The 19,314-nt window shown below is 70.5% G+C and carries 22 protein-coding genes; 13 read left to right on the top strand and 9 right to left on the bottom strand.

Translation table 11 applies throughout. From position 1 onward, the window contains the following. Positions 1-64 precede the first annotated feature (64 nt). Positions 65-235, top strand: a complete 171-nt coding sequence (locus AB0M54_RS24095; RefSeq protein WP_364318847.1) for a hypothetical protein — start codon at positions 65-67, stop codon at positions 233-235. Here the strand turns inward: AB0M54_RS24095 and AB0M54_RS24090 are convergent. The 5 genes from AB0M54_RS24090 to AB0M54_RS24070 form a co-directional block, all read right to left on the bottom strand. Continuing rightward, a complete protein-coding gene (locus tag AB0M54_RS24090; protein WP_364318845.1) occupies positions 232-681 on the bottom strand; it encodes a response regulator in 450 nt (149 codons plus the stop codon). The two genes, AB0M54_RS24095 and AB0M54_RS24090, sit on opposite strands and share 4 nt — an antisense overlap. Before the next feature lie 94 nt (positions 682-775). Continuing rightward, complete coding sequence (locus tag AB0M54_RS24085) at positions 776-1,087, bottom strand: hypothetical protein (RefSeq protein ID WP_364473804.1); 312 nt, start codon at positions 1,085-1,087, stop codon at positions 776-778. Between the two features lie 13 nt (positions 1,088-1,100). Further along, the gene (locus AB0M54_RS24080) at positions 1,101-1,619 is read right to left on the bottom strand and encodes a hypothetical protein (protein WP_364473802.1); all 519 of its coding nucleotides are present in this window, start codon (positions 1,617-1,619) and stop codon (positions 1,101-1,103) included. A gap of 131 nt (positions 1,620-1,750) precedes the next feature. Continuing rightward, positions 1,751-3,118 carry an amidase family protein gene (locus AB0M54_RS24075; protein WP_364318839.1) on the bottom strand — a complete coding sequence of 456 codons (1,368 nt, stop codon included), beginning with the start codon at positions 3,116-3,118 and terminating at the stop codon, positions 1,751-1,753. A 29-nt stretch (positions 3,119-3,147) separates the two neighbouring features. Further along, entirely contained in the window at positions 3,148-4,305 is a 1,158-nt protein-coding gene (locus AB0M54_RS24070) for a cystathionine gamma-synthase (protein WP_364473800.1), read from the bottom strand. 24 nt (positions 4,306-4,329) lie between these two features. On the opposite strand from AB0M54_RS24070, the gene AB0M54_RS24065 reads away from it, so the two are divergent. The 3 genes from AB0M54_RS24065 to ilvA are packed head-to-tail and all read left to right on the top strand — an operon-like array spanning position 4,330 to position 6,744. Continuing rightward, positions 4,330-4,767, top strand: a complete 438-nt coding sequence (locus tag AB0M54_RS24065; RefSeq protein WP_364473798.1) for an HIT family protein — start codon at positions 4,330-4,332, stop codon at positions 4,765-4,767. An 11-nt stretch (positions 4,768-4,778) separates the two neighbouring features. Then, positions 4,779-5,441: a peptide-methionine (S)-S-oxide reductase MsrA gene (gene msrA / locus AB0M54_RS24060; RefSeq protein ID WP_364473796.1), complete on the top strand. Its 663-nt coding sequence runs from the start codon at positions 4,779-4,781 to the stop codon at positions 5,439-5,441. 49 nt (positions 5,442-5,490) lie between these two features. Continuing rightward, positions 5,491-6,744, top strand: coding sequence for a threonine ammonia-lyase (gene ilvA / locus AB0M54_RS24055; protein WP_364318831.1), 1,254 nt, complete (start codon positions 5,491-5,493; stop codon positions 6,742-6,744). Positions 6,745-6,747: 3 nt separating this feature from the next. Here the strand turns inward: ilvA and greA are convergent, their stop codons facing one another. Continuing rightward, positions 6,748-7,242 (bottom strand): transcription elongation factor GreA, encoded by a 495-nt coding sequence (greA, locus tag AB0M54_RS24050; protein ID WP_364318829.1) that lies wholly within the window; start codon positions 7,240-7,242, stop codon positions 6,748-6,750. 71 nt (positions 7,243-7,313) lie between these two features. Then, positions 7,314-7,736: a DUF4307 domain-containing protein gene (locus tag AB0M54_RS24045; protein ID WP_364473795.1), complete on the bottom strand. Its 423-nt coding sequence runs from the start codon at positions 7,734-7,736 to the stop codon at positions 7,314-7,316. 110 nt (positions 7,737-7,846) lie between these two features. Here AB0M54_RS24045 and mca point away from each other — a divergent pair, with 110 nt between their 5' ends. From mca to AB0M54_RS24005, 8 genes are all read left to right on the top strand, one after another. Further along, the gene (gene mca / locus AB0M54_RS24040) at positions 7,847-8,731 is read left to right on the top strand and encodes a mycothiol conjugate amidase Mca (protein WP_364473793.1); all 885 of its coding nucleotides are present in this window, start codon (positions 7,847-7,849) and stop codon (positions 8,729-8,731) included. A 79-nt stretch (positions 8,732-8,810) separates the two neighbouring features. Continuing rightward, positions 8,811-9,098, top strand: a complete 288-nt coding sequence (locus AB0M54_RS24035) for a hypothetical protein (protein ID WP_364474089.1) — start codon at positions 8,811-8,813, stop codon at positions 9,096-9,098. Between the two features lie 286 nt (positions 9,099-9,384). Continuing rightward, positions 9,385-11,922, top strand: coding sequence for a bifunctional diguanylate cyclase/phosphodiesterase (locus AB0M54_RS24030; protein WP_364473791.1), 2,538 nt, complete (start codon positions 9,385-9,387; stop codon positions 11,920-11,922). A 247-nt stretch (positions 11,923-12,169) separates the two neighbouring features. Further along, entirely contained in the window at positions 12,170-12,493 is a 324-nt protein-coding gene (locus AB0M54_RS24025) for a hypothetical protein (RefSeq protein ID WP_364318821.1), read from the top strand. Between the two features lie 254 nt (positions 12,494-12,747). Beyond that, positions 12,748-14,163 (top strand): CYTH and CHAD domain-containing protein, encoded by a 1,416-nt coding sequence (locus AB0M54_RS24020; RefSeq protein WP_364473789.1) that lies wholly within the window; start codon positions 12,748-12,750, stop codon positions 14,161-14,163. Between the two features lie 60 nt (positions 14,164-14,223). Next, positions 14,224-15,189, top strand: coding sequence for a polyphosphate kinase 2 (gene ppk2, locus AB0M54_RS24015; RefSeq protein WP_364473787.1), 966 nt, complete (start codon positions 14,224-14,226; stop codon positions 15,187-15,189). A gap of 302 nt (positions 15,190-15,491) precedes the next feature. Next, entirely contained in the window at positions 15,492-16,430 is a 939-nt protein-coding gene (locus AB0M54_RS24010) for a ribonuclease Z (RefSeq protein ID WP_364318815.1), read from the top strand. Then, positions 16,393-16,890 (top strand): GNAT family N-acetyltransferase, encoded by a 498-nt coding sequence (locus tag AB0M54_RS24005; RefSeq protein ID WP_364318813.1) that lies wholly within the window; start codon positions 16,393-16,395, stop codon positions 16,888-16,890. Before AB0M54_RS24010 ends, AB0M54_RS24005 begins: the two co-directional genes overlap by 38 nt. 316 nt (positions 16,891-17,206) lie before the next feature. Here AB0M54_RS24005 and AB0M54_RS24000 read toward each other — a convergent pair whose 3' ends face one another. Then, positions 17,207-17,500 carry a hypothetical protein gene (locus AB0M54_RS24000; protein ID WP_364318811.1) on the bottom strand — a complete coding sequence of 98 codons (294 nt, stop codon included), beginning with the start codon at positions 17,498-17,500 and terminating at the stop codon, positions 17,207-17,209. 181 nt (positions 17,501-17,681) lie between these two features. On the opposite strand from AB0M54_RS24000, the gene AB0M54_RS23995 reads away from it, so the two are divergent. After that, entirely contained in the window at positions 17,682-18,605 is a 924-nt protein-coding gene (locus tag AB0M54_RS23995; RefSeq protein WP_364473786.1) for a trypsin-like peptidase domain-containing protein, read from the top strand. Between the two features lie 42 nt (positions 18,606-18,647). Here the strand turns inward: AB0M54_RS23995 and AB0M54_RS23990 are convergent. Continuing rightward, on the bottom strand, positions 18,648-19,314 hold a 667-nt coding region (locus AB0M54_RS23990), incomplete at its 5' end, for a transposase (protein WP_364473784.1).

Genomic DNA, 19,314 nt, shown 5'->3' with positions numbered 1-19,314 from the left:
CGCACCGGGGTGACCAATGACGACCAGGTCGCATCCCCGCCGCGGACACCACGTTGAGCACCGCATGGACCACTTCAAGCTGATCGCATCCGCCCTGGTCAGCGTGGCAACGTTCATCCTGCTGAGAACCTTCCGGGCCCCGACCACCGCCGCGCTCATCCTGGCCGTGGCCGCCGGTGCCGTGGCGGCGACGGTGCTCTACCTGATGTCCCGCCGCGAGCGGGGCCGAACCTAGGCCGCGTTGAGCAGCGTTCGCACCCGGGTCAGCAGCTCGTTCGGGCTGAACGGCTTGGTCAGGTAGTCGTCGGCGCCGACCGCCAGGCCCAGGTCGATGTCGTACGGCATGGCCCGGGCGCTGACGATGAGCACCGGCACGTCGGCCATCCCGTCCTGGCGGTGCACCTGGGTGCACACGGCCAGGCCGTCCATGCCCGGCATCGAGACGTCGAGGATCATCAGGTCGGGCCGCTCACGGGCCGCCAATTCCAGCGCGGCATCGCCGTCGGACGCGGTCAGCGTGCGGTAGCCGGCCGCCCGCAACTTGATCGCGAGCAGGTCGCGGATGTCGTCGTCGTCGTCCACCACGACGATGCACGGCGCCGTCGGCGGGCGGGTGATCTCGCCGTCCGGGTGGGAACGGGACCGGAACAGGGCGGGCGCGGCGGGGGCATTGCTCAGCACGGGAAGCTCCTCTCGACTAAGACTGTCATCGGCCGCCCACCGATGATCCGGAGCACAACGCGGGTTGCGAACCGGGTGCGAGAGCATACGACCCTTACCGAAACTCGTTCTTCTGGTGGTTGTCACCACTCTGATTGATCTGAACCGCCTGCCAGTTACGCATGTCGTACGGTCCGGATCCGCCGAACCCCGGCCCGGGGTCGCGACGGTCCGCGGCGGCGGGCGGCCGGGCCGGCATGAGGTACGGGCCGAGCAGCGCGGCGAGCGCGATGAACCCGCCACCGATGGCGGCCAGGGTCTTGGCCTTCTCCAGCCCTACGGTGTAGAGGTAGGCGGCCAGGACGGCCAGCACGAGGAGGGCGACGACCCGCCCTGCTTTGACGGCGGTCCGGTTGTCACGAGCCATGGCGAGGTTCCTGTCAGGAGATCGTGTAGCGGGCGTTGTTCCACTTGATGCTGCTGTTGCCGCTCGCCGTCACGGTGCACTGGCCCTGCGGGCAGAACGTGTCCGGCGGAATGGTGATGCGGGTCGAGAAGGAACCCTCGCTGTTCGCGGTCACCACCGCGGCCTCGTACATGTGGACCTCGATCGAGACGGATTCGCCGGGCTCGAAGTTGCGGCCGGAGACCTTGATCCGCGCGCCCTTCGGGCCGCTCGACGGGCTGAGGCTCACCTCGGCGCGGGCCGGCTGCTTGAACGCGGGCGGCGCCCAGCCGCCGCTCTTCTCCTTCGTGCCGGGCGTGGGGTCGTCCGTCACGTCGGCGGTGATCGCCGACCACACTTCGCTCGCGGCCGCGGGAATCGAACTTCCGAAGAGCAGGAGAGCGGTGATGATCACCCCCGCGACAGCGAGAGATCCGAAACCGACGACAACGGTCTTCGACTTGAAGATGTTCTGCATGAAGTTGTCGCCGTGCTTGTTCGACTGATACGGCATGGGGCGCCTCGACGGGGTGAGAGCCAGGTCTGATCGGCGCGAGATGTCCGAGCCACACCGGTAAACGACCGCGGTCCGCCCCGGACACGCGAACGACCCCGGCACCTGGCCGGGGTCGCTCGTTCGTGCGGTCAGACGATGGCCAGGCGCTGCCAGGGGTTCTGGATCTCGAACTGGCCGGCGATCGAGAGCAGGAGCACCTCGGAGTCGGGCGGGCCGACCAGCTGGACGGCCAGCGGCAGGCCGTCGGGGCGGGTGCCCACCGGGACCACGATGGCGGGCAGGCCGGCGAAGTTCCAGGGCGCGCTGTACGGCGCGTACTGGGCGCTGGCCTGGAAGCTCTTGCGCCAGCTGCCGGTCGCCCAGCCCTCGGCCGGCGGGGGCGGGCCGGCCAGGGCCGGCGTGAGCAGCACGTCCACCTTGCGGTCGGCGAAGAACGCGATCGCCCGCTCGCGCCAGGCGTCGCGCTGCTCCTGGCGTACCCATCCTCGGTTGTGGATGAATTTGCCCAGCCTGGCGTGCATGCGGCTGCGGGGCTGGAGGGTCGACAGGTCGACGCCCATCGCCTCGGCCTCGCGGTGGGCCGAGGCCAGCCAGGTCGCCACGGCCTGGGGCCCCAGCTTGACGCCGTAGCCGGGCTCGGCCGTCAGGGTGCTGTGGCCGGCGTCGACCAGGAGCTTGGCCGCCGTGCCGACGGCGTTGCGGTTGGGCTCGTCGGCCTTGCTGCCGGCCACCGGTGACCGCAATGACACGCCCACCCGCAGGCGGGACGGCTCGGTCAGCTTCACCGGGCGGCGGCCGGCGAGCACGCTGAAGCCGACGGCGGCGTCGCCGACCGTGGTGGTCAGCACGCCGTTCTCGGCCATCCCGTACCAGCCGTCGATGCCCAGGTCGCAGGGGACGACGCCGCGGCCCGGTTTGAGCCCGACCAGCCCGCAGCAGGCCGCCGGGATGCGGATCGAGCCCAAGCCGTCGTTGGCGGTCGCCATCGGCACCAGGCCGGAGGCGACGGCCGCGGCGGAACCACCCGACGAGCCGCCGGGCGTGCGGTCGAGCGCCCACGGGTTGCGGGTGGCGTGGTCCTCGTCGTCGGTGAACGGCCACAGGCTCAGCTCGGGCGCCCGGGTCACGCCGACCACGACGGCGCCCGCCCCGCGCAGCCGACGGACCACCTCGTGGTCCTCCTCGGCCACGGCGGTGCGGACCGCGGCCGAGCCGTTCCAGGTCGGCAGGCCGGCCACCGCGGTGTTCTCCTTCACCGCCACCGGCACCCCGGCCAGCGGCAGGTTGGAGAGGTCGTCCTGGTCGTCGACCTTCTCGGCCTCGGTCATCGCCTCGCCGCCGCGCACCACCCGGAACGCGTGCAGTTCCGGATCGCTGATCGCGACCTGCTCCAGGTGGTCGGCGACCACCTGGGTGGCCGTGGTGTCGCCGCGGCGGACGGCCCGCGCGATCTGCTTCGCGGTGGCGCCCACCAACGTGGTCGGTACGTATTCCATCGCGTATCCCGTTCTCGCCGGAATGAGCCTCAGGAGGCGCCCAGAGCCTGGTCCAGATCGGCCAGCAGGTCCTCAAGTGTCTCGATGCCGACAGACAGTCGCACGAGATCCGAGGGGACTTCAAGCGCAGAGCCCGCAGCACTGAGGTGTGTCATCTGTCCCGGGTGCTCGATCAGCGACTCCACGCCGCCCAGCGACTCGGCGAGAATGAACAGCTTCGTCCGGTTGCACACGTCGATGGCCTGCTCAGCGCCACCGGCGAGGCGGAACGACACCATGCCGCCGAAGCGGCTCATCTGCTTGGCGGCGGTTTCGTGTCCGGGATGCGACTCGAGACCCGGATACAGAACTTCCGCGACCGCGCGGTGCGAGAGGAGGTACTGCGCGATCCGCTCGGCGTTGTCGCAGTGCCGGTCCATGCGTACGCCCAGAGTCTTGATGCCGCGCATGGTGAGCCAGGCGTCGAACGGCCCGCCGACCGCGCCCATGGCGTTCTGGTAGAAGGTCAGTTCGTCGCCGAGCCCGTCGTCGGCCGCGACCAGGGCGCCGCCGATCACGTCGGAGTGGCCGCCCAGGTACTTGGTGGTGGAGTGCACGACGACGTCGGCGCCCAGCGCGATCGGCTGCTGCAGGTAGGGCGAGGCGAACGTGTTGTCGACCACGAGCATGGCGTCGTACTCGTGGGCCAGGCCGGACAGCGCCGGGATGTCGGCGATGTTCAGCAGCGGGTTGGTCGGCGTCTCGGCCCAGATCAGCCGGGTGTGGCCGGGGCGGAAGGCGGCCCGGACCGCGTCCAGGTCGTCGAGCGGCACCGCGGTCCAGTCGAGGCCCCAGGTCTCGGCGACCTTCGCGAAGAGCCGGAAGGTGCCGCCGTACGCGTCGCCGGGGATCACCACGTGGTCACCCGGCCGGCAGACCGCCCGCAGCAGGGTGTCCTCGGCGGCGAGCCCGCTGGCGAAGGCCAGGCCGCGGCGGCCGCCCTCGAGCGCGGCCAGGCATTCCTGCAGCGCGTCGCGGGTCGGGTTGCCGGACCGGCTGTACTCGTAGCCCAGCCGCGGGGAGCCGACCGCATCCTGCGCATATGTGCTGGTCTGGTAGATGGGCGGGACGACCGCCCCGGTCCGCGGGTCCGGCTCCTGCCCGGCGTGAATCGCGAGGGTGTCGAATCCGTGCTGATCGGCGCTCATGACCGGCAAGGCTAGTCTTCACCCGTGGCGGCTTGCCTGTTCTGTGGGATCGTGGCGGGAGATGTGCCCGCCTTCCGGGTGGTCGAGCGTCCTTCGGGCGTGGCGTTTCTCGACATCCGCCCGGTGTTCAAGGGGCATGTGTTGATCGTGCCGCGTCCGCACGTACCCCAGCTCATTGATCTTGATCCTGATCTTCTGCCCGGTTTCTTCGCGTTTGTGCAAGAGGTGGCGACGGCCGTGCCCGCGGCCCTGGGCGCGCAGGGGACGTTCGTGGCGATGAACAACGTCGTGTCACAGTCGGTGCCACATCTGCACGCACACGTCGTACCCCGGACAAAGGGTGACGGACTACGCGGATTCTTCTGGCCGCGGACCAAGTACGCGTCCGACGACGAGGCTGCTGAGTACGCCGGGCGCATCGGTAAGGAACTGGGCGCCGCCGGCGTTACACCTGCCGGATGAAGGGAGTGACCGTGTTCCTACGGCACAAGAAGCTCGACCTGCCCACCGCCGAGACCGCCCTCGCCGGCCGCCTGCTGGGGATGCCGGTGGCCGACAAGCACACCGAGTTGGGCACCCCGCTGCAGGGCCCGTGGCCGGACGGCTTCGGGGTCGCGGTCTTCGGGATGGGCTGCTTCTGGGGTGCGGAGCGGATCTTCTGGCGGCTGCCGGGCGTGTACTCGACCTCGGTCGGCTACGCCGGCGGCAGCACACCGAACCCGACCTACGAGGAGACCTGCTCGGGGCGGACCGGCCACGCCGAGGTCGTCCAGGTGGTGCACGACCCGGCCAAGATCAGCTACGAGCGCCTGCTCAAGGAGTTCTGGGAGAACCACGACCCGACCCAGGGCATGCGCCAGGGCAACGACGTCGGCACCCAGTACCGCTCGGCGATCTACACCACCAGTGACGAGCAGGCGCGCATCGCGCAGGCGTCGCTGGCGGCCTTCCAGCCGGTGGTGACCAAGGCCGGCCACGGCGAGATCACCACCGAGATCGCGGCGCTGGGCCAGTACTACTACGCCGAGGACTATCACCAGCAGTACCTGTCCGACGCGAAGAACCCGTACGGCTACTGCAACCACGGCCCCAACGGCATGACCTGCCCGGTCGGGGTGGCGTCGACCGACGCGTAAGTGATCCACGAGACTGCACCGATCGTGCGTGTTCTGCGACGATCGGTGCATGTCTGCCCTTGATCTTTTGCGGCTGGAAGACATCGAGAAGGCCCGTGACCTGCTCTCCGGCGTCGTCCTCCGGACCCCGCTGGAGGAGTCCCGGCTGCTGACCTCGATGCTGGGCGTCCCCACCTACCTCAAGTGCGAGAACCAGCAGCGGGCCGGGTCGTACAAGGTGCGCGGCGCCTACACCCGGATCGCCCGGCTCAGCGAGGCGGAACGGGCCCGCGGGGTGGTCGCGGCCAGCGCCGGCAACCACGCCCAGGGGGTCGCGCTGGCCGCCGGGATGCTCGGCGCCCACGCCACCGTCTTCATGCCCGAGGGCGCGCCGCTCCCCAAGGTCAGCGCGACCAAGGGATACGGCGCTTCGATCGAGTACGCCGGACACACCGTCGACGACTCGCTGGTGGCGGCGACCGCCTTCGCCGAGCGGACCGGCGCGGTGCTGATCCACCCGTTCGACCATCCGGACGTGATCGCCGGGCAGGGCACGGTCGGCCTGGAGATCCTCGAGCAGTGCCCCGAGGCCGGCACGATCATCACCGCCGTCGGCGGCGGCGGGCTGGTCTCCGGCGTGGCGGTGGCGGCCAAGGCGCTGCGGCCGGACATCCGGATCATCGGGGTGCAGGCGGCGGGCGCGGCGGCGTACCCGCCCTCACTGGCCGCCGGCGCGCCCCAGAAGCTGGCCGCCTCCGACACCATCGCCGACGGCATCGCCGTGCTGCGGCCCGGCGATCTCACCTTCGCCCACGTCAGCAAGCTGGTCGACGAGATCGTCACGGTCACCGACGACGACCTGTCGGCGGCGCTGCTGATGTTGCTGGAACGGCACAAGATGGTGGTCGAGCCGGCCGGCGCGGCCGCGGTGGCCGCCCTTCGTACGCATCGGCCGGCGACACCCGGGCCGGTGGTGGCGATCCTCTCCGGCGGCAACATCGACCCGATGCTGCTGCTCCGGGTGATCGAGCACGGTCTCGCGGCGGCCGGCCGCTTCCTGCGGCTCACGGTGCGCTGCGGCGACCAGCCCGGCGAGCTGGCCGGGGTGCTGTCGAAGATCGCCCAGCACCGGGCGAACGTGGTCGATGTGGAGCACTCGCGACAGAACCCGCGGCTCGCCTTCGGCCAGGTCGAGGTGGCCCTGTCCGTGGAGACCCGCGGACCGGACCACTCGAAGGCGCTGATCGGGGCGCTGCGGGACAGCGGTTATCAGATCACCATGCTGCCCGGGCAGCACCCCGCCATGCAGTACTCGGTGCCGTAGGTCCTAGCCGCCGTACGGCTCGGACTTGACCACGGTGACCTTGATGTCGGAGCCGCTGGGCGCGGTGTAGGTCACGGTCTGACCCTCGGAGGCGCCGAGGATCGCCGTGCCCAGCGCCGATTCCGGGCTGTAGACGGTCAGGTCGGTGGTCGCGGCGATCTCACGCGAGCCGAGCAGGAACGTCTCGGTGTCGCTCTGGTCGTCGTCGAAGTAGATGGTGACCACGCTGCCCGGCGCGACGTTGCCGGACGCCGGCGGCTCGCCGACCTCGGCCGTGCGCAGCAGTTCCTTGAGATAGAGGATGCGGCCCTCGGCCTTGCCCTGTTCCTCACGGGCGGCGTGGTAGCCGCCGTTCTCACGAAGATCGCCCTCCTCGCGGCGGGCGTTGATCTCGGCCGCGATCGCCGGACGAGCAGCGATCGCCTCGTCGAGCTCGGCCTGCAACCGGTCGTAAGCCTCCTGCGAGAGCCAGGTCTTCGAGGCCTCTGAACTGGACACGGTCGATCTCCTCGGTGAAGGGCACGGAATGTAGCGAATCCCAAACTCTACCAGCGTCACGCGCACCGAGCTCAGCTCGAAGCGCGGCACCGGACCACGTCGCCGTGCGACGCGCGAGCCCTGGTCGGGACGTCTTCGCGGGCCGTGATCGGCCCTTCCGCCCCCGGGTTGGCCACCCGCACCTCGCGCCGGCCGACCTCGGCGCCGTCGTACGAGCGCGCACGCAGGACGCACGTCGCCGCCCCGCCGGCCGGGACCCGGACCTCGAACTCGACGGTCAACCGGGTGTCCGAGTCCTTGCTCCAGCCGACGATGCGCGACTGGTAGTCGGTCTGCCCGTACCGGCCGTAGAGCTGGACGGTGAGCAGCACCGAGGCGACCAGGACGAGGACGCCGAAAACGATCGGCACGATCCGGCGGCGGGCGCCGGGCGTGCGGCGATGGCCGTACCGGCCCGACGGGAAGACCGGGTTTGTGGCGCGCGTCTCGTTCACCTGGGGCGCCTCTCGTGCGATTTCTGTCCTAGCGATCGGCCAGAATGGCAGGTGTTCATTCTTCCAGGGCGTCGATTCAGTCTCGACGGCCGGTCTGAGGGGTCTTTGCGGTGACGGAGCAGTTGCGGTTGATGGCGGTGCACGCGCACCCGGACGACGAGTCGAGCAAGGGCGCGGCGACGATGGCGCGGTACATCGCCGAGGGTGTCGACGTGCATGTGGCGACCTGCACCGGTGGCGAGCGCGGCAGCGTGCTCAACCCCAAGATGGACCGGCCCGAGGTGCTGGCCGACATCACCAACATCCGCCGCGCCGAGATGGACCGGGCGCGCGAGATTCTCGGCGTCAAGCAGGACTGGCTCGGCTTCGTCGACTCCGGCCTGCCCGAGGGCGACCCGCTGCCGCCGTTGCCCGAGGGCTGCTTCGGCCTCCAGGAGCCCAAGGAGGCGGCGCTGGCCCTGGTCAAGCTGATCCGCGAGTTCCGGCCCCACGTCATGACCACCTATGACGAGAACGGCGGCTACCCCCACCCCGACCACATCATGTGCCACAAGATCTCGGTGGTGGCCTTCGACGTGGCCGGCGACCCCGAGGCCCACCCCGAGCTGGGCGCGCCGTGGCAGCCGCTGAAGCTCTACTACAACTCCGGCTGGATCAAGGCGCGCATGCTGGCCATGCACGAGGGCATGATCGAGCAGGGGTTCGAGTCCCCGTACGGCGAGATGCTCGAGAAGTGGGTCGACCGCGACGACCGGGGCGACAAGATCACCACGCGGATCGAGTGCGGGGAATACTTCGGCGTCCGCGACGACGCGTTGCGCGCCCACGCCACCCAGGTCGACCCGGACGGCTTCTGGTTCAAGGTGCCGCTCGACCTGCAACAGAAGGTCTGGCCGACCGAAGACTTCGAACTGGCCCGCTCGCTGGTCGACAGCCCGGTCCCCGAGTCCGACCTGTTCGCGGGCATCCGGGGCACCGCGTTCGCCACCAGATAAACAGGGTTACTCTCAGTACGTGGACTTCGTAGCGGTCAACAACTTCGGCGATACCCGCGAGGGCGGCCTGGCCGGCCCGATGGGCGCCTTCATCATTGTGCTGATGGCCATAGCGACTGTTCTGCTGATTCGCAACATGAACAAGCGCCTGCGTCGGCTTCCCGACAGTTTCGACAACGTCGATGCATCGAAGCGGAAGCCCGGCGCGGCCGAACCGGCGGCCGGCGAGCCTGGCGACGAGAACGTCGAAACGGCTCCGTCCGCTGACGATGATCGATCGCGTTCGACCATCGTAGAGACAGAACCGCAGGTCAGAGGCGTCGAGCCGGACGACCGACCGGCCGCATCGGACGGCGGGGCGAAGTAGCGACGACGGGGTGATCAGCCGTCCACAGTGGCCGGACGGCCTTCATGGACGGTCATCACCCTCCGTTACACAGCGGAGATCGACGATCACATTCCGCCGACCCCTGTTGTCTTCCCGAGGATTGGCTTAGCCTTCCGCCGGGGGCTTGAATGCCCCGGGACCCTGTGCGGAAGGGGGCGCCGATGTCGACCACATTCCGCCCGCCGCTTCCTCCACTGCAGATGCACGTGCATCCGCGAGTGCCGATGTTGATCAGCACTCCGGAGCAGGTGGTCGGGGGGCTCCGATGGTGATGTCCTCCCTGACCAATACGGCTCCGGCGGCCGATCGGTTCGGTCTCGCCGGCCGGCCGCGACAGGTTCTCGCGCTGTACGCGACCGTCCTCATCGCCGCGATCACCCTCATCGCCACCGGGCTCCTCACGACCGGCCCGGCGCCCGACGGCGCACCGATGTCGGCGTTCGGCGGGCTCGGTGTCGCCGCCGCCGTCGTCGCCGGCGGACAACTCGCGCGGCTCCGGTTCCGGCTCGGCCGCGGCACGGTGAGTGTCTCCTGGGGCGAGGCCGCGTTCATCATCGGCTCGGCTCTGGTGCCGTCCGGCTGGCTGCCGCTGGCCACCTTCGTCGGCGCGGCCGGGGCCTGGCTCCTGATCTCCTGGCTCAGCGACCACCGCTCGATCGCCGACATCGTCCACCTGGCCGCCTCGCTCACCGTCGGCGCGGCCGGCGCGGCGCTGGTGTCCACCCTGGTCGGCGCCGGGGCCGGGCTCGACGACACCCGCCAGCTGGTCGGCATGGTCGCGGGCGCCTGCACCTACCTGGTCATCACCCTCGGCCTGGCCACCCTGACCCTGGCCCTGCACCGCGACGCCTCGGCCGGCCAGATCCTCGGCCGGGCCCTCAACGCCAAGATCCCGATGCTGGTCGGCAACGTGCTGATCGCCCTGCTCGGGCTCTGGGTGCTGCTCCACGAGCCGCTCTGGCTGCTCGCCTTCCCGCCCGCGCTGTGGCTGCTCCAGCGCACCTACCGGCACCACCTGGTCGCCGAGGAGGAGCGCCGGGTCTGGGCCGCGTTCGCCAAGGCCACCGCCGCGCTGCCCGGCCTGGTCGAGGCCGACGTGGTGGCGGCCGGGCTGAGCGGGGCGATGGACGTGTTCGGCGCCCGGCGGGTCGAGATCGAGCTGCGGCGGCCCGGCGGCGGGCTGCGCCGCTACTACGACGACGCCCCCGGCCAGGACGTGGCCGCCTCCGGCCTGCCCGGCCCGGTGATCACCCGGACCATGATGGTGGCCGGCGCCACCGTCGGCGAACTCACCGTCTGGCTGTCCGAGCCCACCCTGCCGGTGACCCGGGACGAGCTGGCGGTGTCCGCGTACGGCGACGCGCTGGCCGGCGCCCTGCACGACGCCGCCTCCCACGAGCGCCTGACCCAGCTCGAGGCGCGGGTCGCCCGCGACGACGTCCGCGACCAGCTCACCGGCCTGCTCAACCGGTCGGCGCTGCTCGGCGACGGCGACCGCGCGCTGCGGGCCGTCGCCCGCGAACGGCACGTCGCCCTGATGCTGCTCGACCTGCGGCGCTTCCGCGAGGTCAACGACACCCTCGGGCACCGCTCCGGCGACGAGGTGCTCACCGTCATCGCCGAGCGGATCACCGACCTGGCCCGCGAGGGCGAGCTGGTGGCCCGGGTCGGCGACGACGAGTTCGCGGTGCTGATGCCGGCGCTGCTGGCCCTCACCGACTCGGCGTCCCGGCTCCAGGAGGCGCCCAACCCGCTGCCCCAGGTCGTCCGCCGGGCCCGTGACCTGGCCGAACAGATCGCCCAGCCGATGGAGGTGGCGGGCGTACGCCTCTCCGTCGAAGCCACCATCGGCGTGGTCGTCACTCCCGCCGGCCTCGGTGACGCGGCCGAGCTGATCCGCCGCTCCGGCCTGGCCCTGCAACACGCCAAGGAGCTCGGGCTGACCGTTGGCACCTACGACAGCGCCCGCGACCTCGGCTCCACCGACCGCCTGGCCCTGCTCGCCGACCTCCGCGACGCCCTCCAGGCCACCGACCAGATCGTGCTGGCCCTCCAGCCGGCCGTCGACCTGGAAAGCGGCGCGCCCACCGGCGTCGAGGCGCTGACCCGCTGGAAGCACCCCCGGCGCGGCCACCTCTCCCCCAACGACTTCATCCCCATGGTCGAACGCAGCGAGCTGCTCGGGGCGTTCACCCGCTATGTCCTCGACCGCTCGCTGGCGGCCGCCGCGAGCTGGGCGCGGGCCGGCTTCGACCTGCCCGTCTCGGTCAACATCTCGGCCCGCAGCCTGCTCGACCCGACCCTGCCGGCCCAGGTGTCCGACCTGCTCCGCCGCAACCACACGCCGCCCGGCCAGCTGGTCCTGGAGATCACCGAGTCGGTGGCGGTCAGCGACCAGGAGGTCGTCGACGAGGTGCTTGCCGGCCTGCGGGACCTCGGGGTGCAGCTCTCGGTCGACGACTTCGGCACCGGCTACTCGTCCCTGACCTTCCTCACCCGGGTCTGCGTCGACGAACTCAAGATCGACCGCTCCTTCGTCGACGGCATGATCGACTCCCCGGCGGCCGAGGCGGCGGTACGCGGCGCGGTCGAACTGGGCGGCCGGCTCGGCGCCCGGGTGGTCGCCGAGGGCGTGGAGACGGCCGAACAGCGGGTGGCACTGCTCGAACTGGGCTGCACGGTGGCGCAGGGCTACCACTTCTGCCAGCCGCTGCCGGCCGACAAGATCGTCTACGCGCTCCGCCAGCTGACCGAGGCCGCACCCGCCAAGATCGTCCCGCTGCGCGCCGACGACGCCAGCTGAGCGCCTTCCGGGGCGCCGGCTGACGTGGGTGCCGCCGTGAGGGTCGGCCTGCGTCAGGCGGCCCCGCACGGGGTGGTGTGGCGGGTTACGCGCCCTGCTCGGCTGGCGCTGCTGCGTCGCGGCAGGCTTTGCGGGCGTTGGGCGTACCCGGAGAAGGTTTTGACCCTTGTGGGGGTAAAAGATCGACATGTGCGGACATCGCGATGAGACTTGGGATGGAGAGAACGGACGACCGGGGGGGTGCGATATGCCCGGGTTTCACAATGATGACGAGCGGGTCGCCTGGGCGATTGCGGAGTCGCTGCTGGAGAAGGCGCGGGCGATGATGCGGCAGGCTGAGTCCGCGCTGGAGCGGTTCAAACGAGGGAAAGAGATCAACCGGCAGGTCTGTGCGCGGCGCGGTATCAACGAGACCGACGCCGAGATCCGGTGGGCGGCTGACGCCCGGGCCAAGAACGCGCTGACCGACAACTCGTTTCACACCGGCCTCGCGACGATGTACTTCGGGGCCGCCAACGCCTACTACGCACGGGCGCTCTACCTGCGCAGCCGCAGCAACCTGCCGGTCTGAGACCTGCGCGCCAAGAGCAATCTGGCGGTCTGAGGGGGACGCAAAGCGCCGCTCCGGCCGGGGCGGCGGTCGGAGCGGCGCTCGTGTGAGCCTCGGGGCCGCCTGGCACGCACGGGGGACGGCCGGCCGACCCCGAGGGGTCTGTGTCCAAGGATGCGAGCGATAACTGTGATTCCGCTGAGGGCCACCGGACGAACAACTGAGAAATTGGGATGGGCTGTGCCGCGCCCGGCGCGGCGGGCAACATTGACAGGATGCAGATCAGTACGGAGACCGAGCGGAAGTACGACGTGCCGGCCGACTTCGTGCTGCCGGACCTGCCGGGGGCGGGGGACGGCGCGACGCACGAGCTGGACGCAACCTACTTCGACACGGCCGACCTGCGGCTCGCCCACCATGAGCGCACGTTGCGGCGGCGCACCGGCGGGTCGGACGCGGGCTGGCATCTGAAGACGCCGGGCCACGGCTCGTCGCGCACCGAACATCGGCTGCCGCTGGGGCGGAGCGCCGACGATGTGCCCACCGACCTGCTCAAGGAGGTCCGGGCGCTGGTCCGGGACAATCCGCTGCGGCCGGTCGCGCGGCTGCGTACCCATCGCCTCGAGACGCCCGTGCGCGACGACAAGGGCCGCACCCGCGCCCTGATCGCGCAGGACACGGTGACCGCGGAGACCGACGGGGTGGCCCAGACCTGGCAGGAGGTCGAGGTCGAGCTCACCGAGCAGGGCGACCGCAAGCTCCTCGACGAGATGGAGCGCCTCCTGCTCGCGGCCGGCGCCTCACCCGCCGACGGCCCGTCCAAGCTGGCGCGGGCGCTGGCCGGGCGCCTCAAGGCCACGACGCAACGCAAGAAGATCAAGCCGAACCCGGTTCTCGGGTACGTACGGGAGCAGCGCGAAGCCATCCTGGAACATGATCCGGGTGTCCGCCGCGGCGACGCCGAGGCCGTGCACAAGATGCGGGTCGGCACCCGCCGCCTGCGCAGCACCCTGAAGACGTTCAAGCGTTCGTTCCCGCCGGACTCCGTCGAGTTCCTCAAGGGCGAGCTGAAGTGGCTGGCCGGGTCGCTCGGCGAGGTTCGCGACGGGCAGGTGCTGGAGGGCAAGCTACTGGCCGCGGTCGAGGCCGAGGGCGAGGAGTTCGCCCCGGTGGCCGAGCGGGTCCGCGACCATCTCGACACCAAGATCGCCGAGGGCCGGCGGCAGCTCGACGACGACCTGAACGGCGAGCGCTACTACCGGCTGCTGGACGCGATCGACGGGCTCATCGCCGGCTGGGACGGCGGCGAGTCCAAGCCGATCCGCCGGGTCGGCCAGGCGCTGGACAAGGCCGACCGGCTGCTCGACGAGGCCACCCTCAACGGCCAGGACGAGCCGCTGCACGAGGCGCGGAAGGCGTACAAGCAGGCCCGCTACGCGGTCGAGGTGTTCGCACCGGGCGCCGGGAAGCCGGGCAAGCGACTGGTGAAGCGGCTGACCGACCTGCAGGACGTGCTCGGCAACCACCAGGACTCGGTGGTGGCCCGGGAGATTCTGCGCGACCTCGGCGACACCTTCGAGTACGGGGTGCTCTGGGCGCGGCAGGAACGGATTGGGTACGACACCCTGGGCGAGCTGCCGTACGTGACCCGCCTGTCCCGGAAGCGCTCGCTGCGCTCCTGGCTGGGCTAGTTAACCTCCAGGCCACCTTCCGGTCGGCGTGCGGTCGCCACGACTGGGTAGGAACCGGGTATGCAGGCGGAGGCGGAAGACAACGGCACCGAGATTCCGGACGACGGGACCACCGAGCCCTACCACGGTGCGAACAAGGCGCTCGGCGGCTACCGGGTGGCCGACGACGACGATGACGACCCGGTGCTGCTGAACGCGGACGGCACCCCGGTCGACACCTGGCGCGAGGACTACCCGTACGACGAGCGCCTCGCCCGCCACCACTACGACCACGACAAGCGCCTGCTCCAGATCGAGCTGCTCAAGCTGCAGAACTGGTTCAAGGAGACCGGCGAGCGTCTGGTGGTCCTCTTCGAGGGCCGGGACGCCGCCGGTAAGGGCGGCACGATCAAGCGCTTCATGGAACACCTCAACCCGCGTGGCGCCTCGGTGGTCGCCCTGGCCAAGCCCAGCGAGCGCGAGAGCACCCAGTGGTACTTCCAGCGCTACATCAGCCACCTGCCCGCGGCCGGCGAGATCGTGCTGTTCGACCGGTCCTGGTACAACCGGGCCGGCGTGGAGCGCGTGATGGGGTTCTGCACCCGCCAGGAATACCTGGAGTTCATGCGGCAGGCCCCGGAGCTCGAGCGGATGCTCGTCCGCTCGGGCGTCAACCTGGTCAAGTTCTGGTTCTCGGTGGCGCAGAGCGAGCAGCGGACCCGGTTCGCGATCCGCCAGGTCGACCCGGTCCGGCAGTGGAAGCTGTCACCCATGGACCTCGCCTCGCTGGACAAGTGGGACGACTACACCGAGGCCAAGGAGGCGATGTTCTTCTACACGGACACCGCCGACGCCCCGTGGACCGTGGTGAAGAGCAACGACAAGAAGCGCGCCCGCCTCGAGGCGATGCGTTACGTGCTGAACCGCTTCGACTACACCGGCAAGGATCACGAGGTGGTCGGCACCCCCGACCCGCAGCTCGTCGGCCCGGCGGCGATGGCGGTCGAGGGCGGCGACATGTCTCCCCGCGCATTCCCGCGGCTTTAGTGGTCCTAAAGACGTTGTCGGAACGCCTCTCGGGTGGTTAACGTGGCCGTACACGTGAAGGGAGGTGGTCCGAAGTTGTATAGCAACGGGACTCGTGAGGTGGCTGTCCGTTAGCCGCTGTCCTTGACAGCTTCGTCGGCTGCTTTCTGGCAGCCTGTAGTGCGTCGAGACCGTGTGGCAGCGGTGCGGCGAATTCAAGATAGCCACCCGACCCCTGGGGATCCGGCCTAGTCCGACCGGACCATGCTGCGGCGTGGAAGTCCCCAGGGGTCGCTTCTATGTCCGGTCCGGATCGGGGTGCCATGCGCGAGCTCGTCGTCCTCGGCACCGCCAGCCAGGTGCCGACCCGCTACCGCAACCACAACGGGTACGTGCTGCGCTGGGACGACGAGATCATCCTGTTCGACCCGGGCGAGGGCACCCAGCGGCAGATGTTGCACGCCGGCCTGGCCGTCACCCCGCTCACCCGGATCTGCGTCACCCACTTCCACGGCGACCACAGCCTCGGCCTGCCCGGCGTCATCCAGCGCATCTCGCTCGACCGCGTCCCACACCCGGTGGCCGTGCACTTCCCGGCCGGCGGACGGGTGTTCTTCGACCGGCTGCGGCACGCCACCAGCTTCTACGACCAGGCCGATCTGCTGGTCGAGCCGGTCGACGCGGGCTTCGCGGTGGAGACCCGGGCCGGGCGGCTCACGGCTCTGCCGCTCCGGCACGTCATCGACACGTACGGGTACCGCCTGCAGGAACCGGACTCGCGGCGGATGATCCCGGCGCTGCTGGACGCGTACAACATCCGTGGCCCGGCGATCGGCGAGCTCCAGCGCACCGGCCGGCTGGGGGCCGTGCACCTCGACGACGTGAGCGCCCCGCGCCCCGGTCAGAGCTTCGCGTTCATCATGGACACCGGCCTGTGCGACGCCGTCTACGAACTCGCCGAGGGCGTCGACCTGCTGGTCATCGAGTCGACCTTCCTCGCCGAGGACGCCACCCTGGCCGCCCAGGTCGGTCACCTGACGGCCGGGCAGGCGGGCGCGGTGGCGCGTGAGGCGGGCGTACGCACGCTGGTCCTGACCCATTTCTCGCAGCGCTACACCGAGCCGGCCGCCTTCCTCGACGAGGCCGCCGAGCAGTTCGACGGCACCATCGTGGTGGCCGACGACCTGATGCGGGTCCCGGTTCCGGCGCGGCTAGTTTCGAACGATGACGAACGTGCAGCTGCGAGCCGGACGGAACTCTGACCTCGCCGGGGTCGGCGACCTGCACTACCGCTCCCGCGCCGCCGCCTACCGCGACATCCTCCGCCCCGAGACGCTGACCTTCGGCGGCGACGGCCGTCTGAGCGAGTGGTGGACCGAACGCTGGAAATGGGAGCAGACCACCCACCGCCTGACCGTGGCCACCGCCGACGACGAGCTGGTCGGCTTCACCTACATCGGCCCGACCCACGACGACGGCGTCCTCGAGCTGTACGCCATCCACGTCGACCCGGCTCACGTCGGCACCGGCGTCGGCCGTCTGCTGATGGAGGACGCCCTGACCCACCTGGGCCCCCACGCCGTCCTCTGGGTCCTGCCCCGCAACACGCGGGCCCGCCGCTTCTACGAACAGGGCGGCTGGCACCCCGACGGCGCCTCCCGAGTGGAAACGATGGGCAACGAAAAGGTCGAACACATCCGCTACACCTTGCGCCGCCCCTAGCGGGGCCGGCAGCGGGCCGGAAGTTTTGATGGCGGGGGCGCGTGACCGTGAATGCGGGGGAACCTGGTCACGCGTCCCCGCCAACCGTGCCCGCCCAAACCGGGGGTTGCGCCTGGCCGGAGGCGCGGACCGGCGGAGGCGTGCCGGTCGTATCCGTTGTGGGCGGGTCTGGGTGCGGGAGGCCGTTGTGCTGGCGGGGCACAACGGCTTCACCGCCGTTGGACGGGGTCCCGGGGCCGAAAGGGTTCGGTCCTTGCCGGGGGACGGTCAAGCATCCCCGGGACGGTCCGTCCGCGGACTCTGGTGTGGAGTTGTGTCAGCGGAAAGAGCCTCGGTTGCGCCGGTGGCGGGTGTCGTCCACGCCGGGCATGGCGCGGATGCTGTTCAGGTCGTGCCGCAGGGTCCAGGCCTCGCGCCACGGGCGCCGGGACGCCGCCGCCGCGCGTTCGGCCAGGCGGCGTGGTGCGCAGGGCCACCGCCATCCGCACCAGACGCAGGTGCCGTCCGGGTCGGGCTCCTGGTGCCGGCCGAGCATCTGCTGCGCGTCCTGCCACAGCAGAGGGTCCACCACATCGGCCGGTGCGAGCTCAGTCCGGTCGGCTGTGACCATTCCTCCCCCTCCGTAGTTCAACGGTCGTGGCGACTTCCGTCACGACACATACAACCGCCGCCGCCCCCGCACCGATCGGACTTTCTGTGCGATTGTCCCCACGGACCGTAACTAGGCCCGTTCGCCCAGGGCGTACGGCCAGGCGACATGGACGCCGGTCAGCGCGGCGTTGACTCCGAACATGGACACCGAAGAGGCCCTCGACGCCTACAGCCGCGTGGTGACCGGTGTCGCCACCAGCCTCCTGCCGTCCGTCGCCGCCCTGTCCGTGCGTACCCCTCGCGGGGGTGGCGCCGGGTCGGCGGTCACCTTCGACGACGGCTTCCTGCTCACCAATGCTCACGTCGTCAGCGGCAGCAACGGCGGCACGGCCGCGTTCGCCGACGGCACCGACTCCCGCTTCGACCTGGTCGGCGCGGATCCCCTCTCCGACCTGGCCGTGGTCCGGGTGCATCACCCGGGCGCACCGGCCGCCCCGCTCGGCGACGCCGACAAGCTGCGCATCGGCCAGCTGGTCGTCGCCGTCGGCAACCCGATGGGCCTGGCCGGCTCGGTCACCGCGGGCGTGGTCTCCGGCCTGGGCCGGTCGCTGCCCGCCCGGGACGGCCGCCGGCTGCGGATCATCGACAACGTCATCCAGACCGACGCCGCCCTCAACCCGGGCAATTCGGGTGGCGCGCTCGCCGACTCGGCCGGCCAGGTGGTCGGTGTCAACACCGCGGTCGCCGGGTACGGGCTGGGCCTGGCCGTGCCGATCAACGAGCCGACCAGGCACATCATCGGCGAACTGCTCGCACACGGCCGGGTCCGCCGGGCCTGGCTGGGCGTCGCCGGGGTGCCGGTCCCGCTGCCGCCACCGCTGGCCGAACGCCTCGGCCAGAAGCACGGCCTGCGGGTCGTCGAGGTGGTTCCGGGCAGCCCAGCCGGCCTGGCCGGGATCTACCTGGGCGACGTGTTGGTCACCGCGGGCGGCCGCCCGACCGGCACGGTGCAGGCGCTGCAGCGGCTGATGCTGGGCCCGGCCATCGGCGCCGACCTCCCGATCACCGTCCTCCGCCGCAACGCCTTCGTCGACGTGGTCGCGATCCCCCAGGAGCTTCCATGATCACGATCGGTGGTCGCTCGCCGGAGCGTTCATAAATCAAGATCAAGAGCTGGGGATCGTAGCTGGGTGGTGGGTACGGACCGTCGCTCCCGGTACCCCTTTGTCAAGGGGTGCTGGGAGTGTGGGGTGGTTTAGGCTTGGGGTGGCGGGTTCGGGTTGTGACTTGTCCGAAGTGTCGATTTCGGGGTTGAGTCGGCCGCGCTGGATTTCAGAGTCGCCCCCGGGTGTCCTCCCGGGCCCGTCCGGGGTTGTGTCGTTGGGTGTGGTTTTGGTGGTGTCGGTGGTCATCTGTCGCCAGACGAGGTCGGACAGGCGTCGTTTGAGGGCGCGGGTGGCTTCTTTGGGTGTTTTGCCTTGGGCGAGTTTGCGTTGGTAGTAGTCGCGTCCTTCGCTGTTGTGGCGGATTTGGGCGAGGGCGGCGATGTGCAGGACCCGGTTGAGGCGGCGGTTGCCTTTGCGGGACAGGCGGTGGCGGATGTTGTCGCCGGAGGACGCGTCGATGGGTGCGGTGCCGTTGTAGGAGGCGAAGTGTCCGCGGCTGGCGAAGCGGCTGATGTCGGTGACGTCGGCGAGTAGCCGGGCGGCGCCGAGCGGGCCGATCCCGCGGAGGTTCTGCAGTCGGCTGCCGGTGCCGGCCAGGACGGCGGACAGTTGTTTCTCCGCGGTTTTCATCTTGGTGTCCAGTGTGGTGATCTCGTCGAGCAGGTCT

The sequence above is a fragment of the Actinoplanes sp. NPDC051470 genome (assembly GCF_040682035.1).
Taxonomy (GTDB): domain Bacteria; phylum Actinomycetota; class Actinomycetes; order Mycobacteriales; family Micromonosporaceae; genus Actinoplanes.
This window is presented reverse-complemented; position numbering and strand designations above follow the sequence as displayed.

Coding starts and splice junctions, on each gene's coding strand:
- AB0M54_RS24095 (WP_364318847.1), top strand. CDS start 65: ATGGACCACTTCAAGCTGATCGCATCCGCCCTGGTCAGCGTGGCAACG.
- AB0M54_RS24085 (WP_364473804.1), bottom strand. CDS start 1,087: ATGGCTCGTGACAACCGGACCGCCGTCAAAGCAGGGCGGGTCGTCGCC.
- AB0M54_RS24080 (WP_364473802.1), bottom strand. CDS start 1,619: ATGCCGTATCAGTCGAACAAGCACGGCGACAACTTCATGCAGAACATC.
- AB0M54_RS24075 (WP_364318839.1), bottom strand. CDS start 3,118: ATGGAATACGTACCGACCACGTTGGTGGGCGCCACCGCGAAGCAGATC.
- AB0M54_RS24070 (WP_364473800.1), bottom strand. CDS start 4,305: ATGAGCGCCGATCAGCACGGATTCGACACCCTCGCGATTCACGCCGGG.
- ilvA (WP_364318831.1), top strand. CDS start 5,491: ATGTCTGCCCTTGATCTTTTGCGGCTGGAAGACATCGAGAAGGCCCGT.
- AB0M54_RS24035 (WP_364474089.1), top strand. CDS start 8,811: ATGGGCGCCTTCATCATTGTGCTGATGGCCATAGCGACTGTTCTGCTG.
- AB0M54_RS24030 (WP_364473791.1), top strand. CDS start 9,385: ATGGTGATGTCCTCCCTGACCAATACGGCTCCGGCGGCCGATCGGTTC.
- AB0M54_RS24025 (WP_364318821.1), top strand. CDS start 12,170: ATGCCCGGGTTTCACAATGATGACGAGCGGGTCGCCTGGGCGATTGCG.
- AB0M54_RS24020 (WP_364473789.1), top strand. CDS start 12,748: ATGCAGATCAGTACGGAGACCGAGCGGAAGTACGACGTGCCGGCCGAC.
- ppk2 (WP_364473787.1), top strand. CDS start 14,224: ATGCAGGCGGAGGCGGAAGACAACGGCACCGAGATTCCGGACGACGGG.
- AB0M54_RS24010 (WP_364318815.1), top strand. CDS start 15,492: ATGCGCGAGCTCGTCGTCCTCGGCACCGCCAGCCAGGTGCCGACCCGC.
- AB0M54_RS24005 (WP_364318813.1), top strand. CDS start 16,393: ATGACGAACGTGCAGCTGCGAGCCGGACGGAACTCTGACCTCGCCGGG.
- AB0M54_RS24000 (WP_364318811.1), bottom strand. CDS start 17,500: ATGGTCACAGCCGACCGGACTGAGCTCGCACCGGCCGATGTGGTGGAC.
- AB0M54_RS23995 (WP_364473786.1), top strand. CDS start 17,682: ATGGACACCGAAGAGGCCCTCGACGCCTACAGCCGCGTGGTGACCGGT.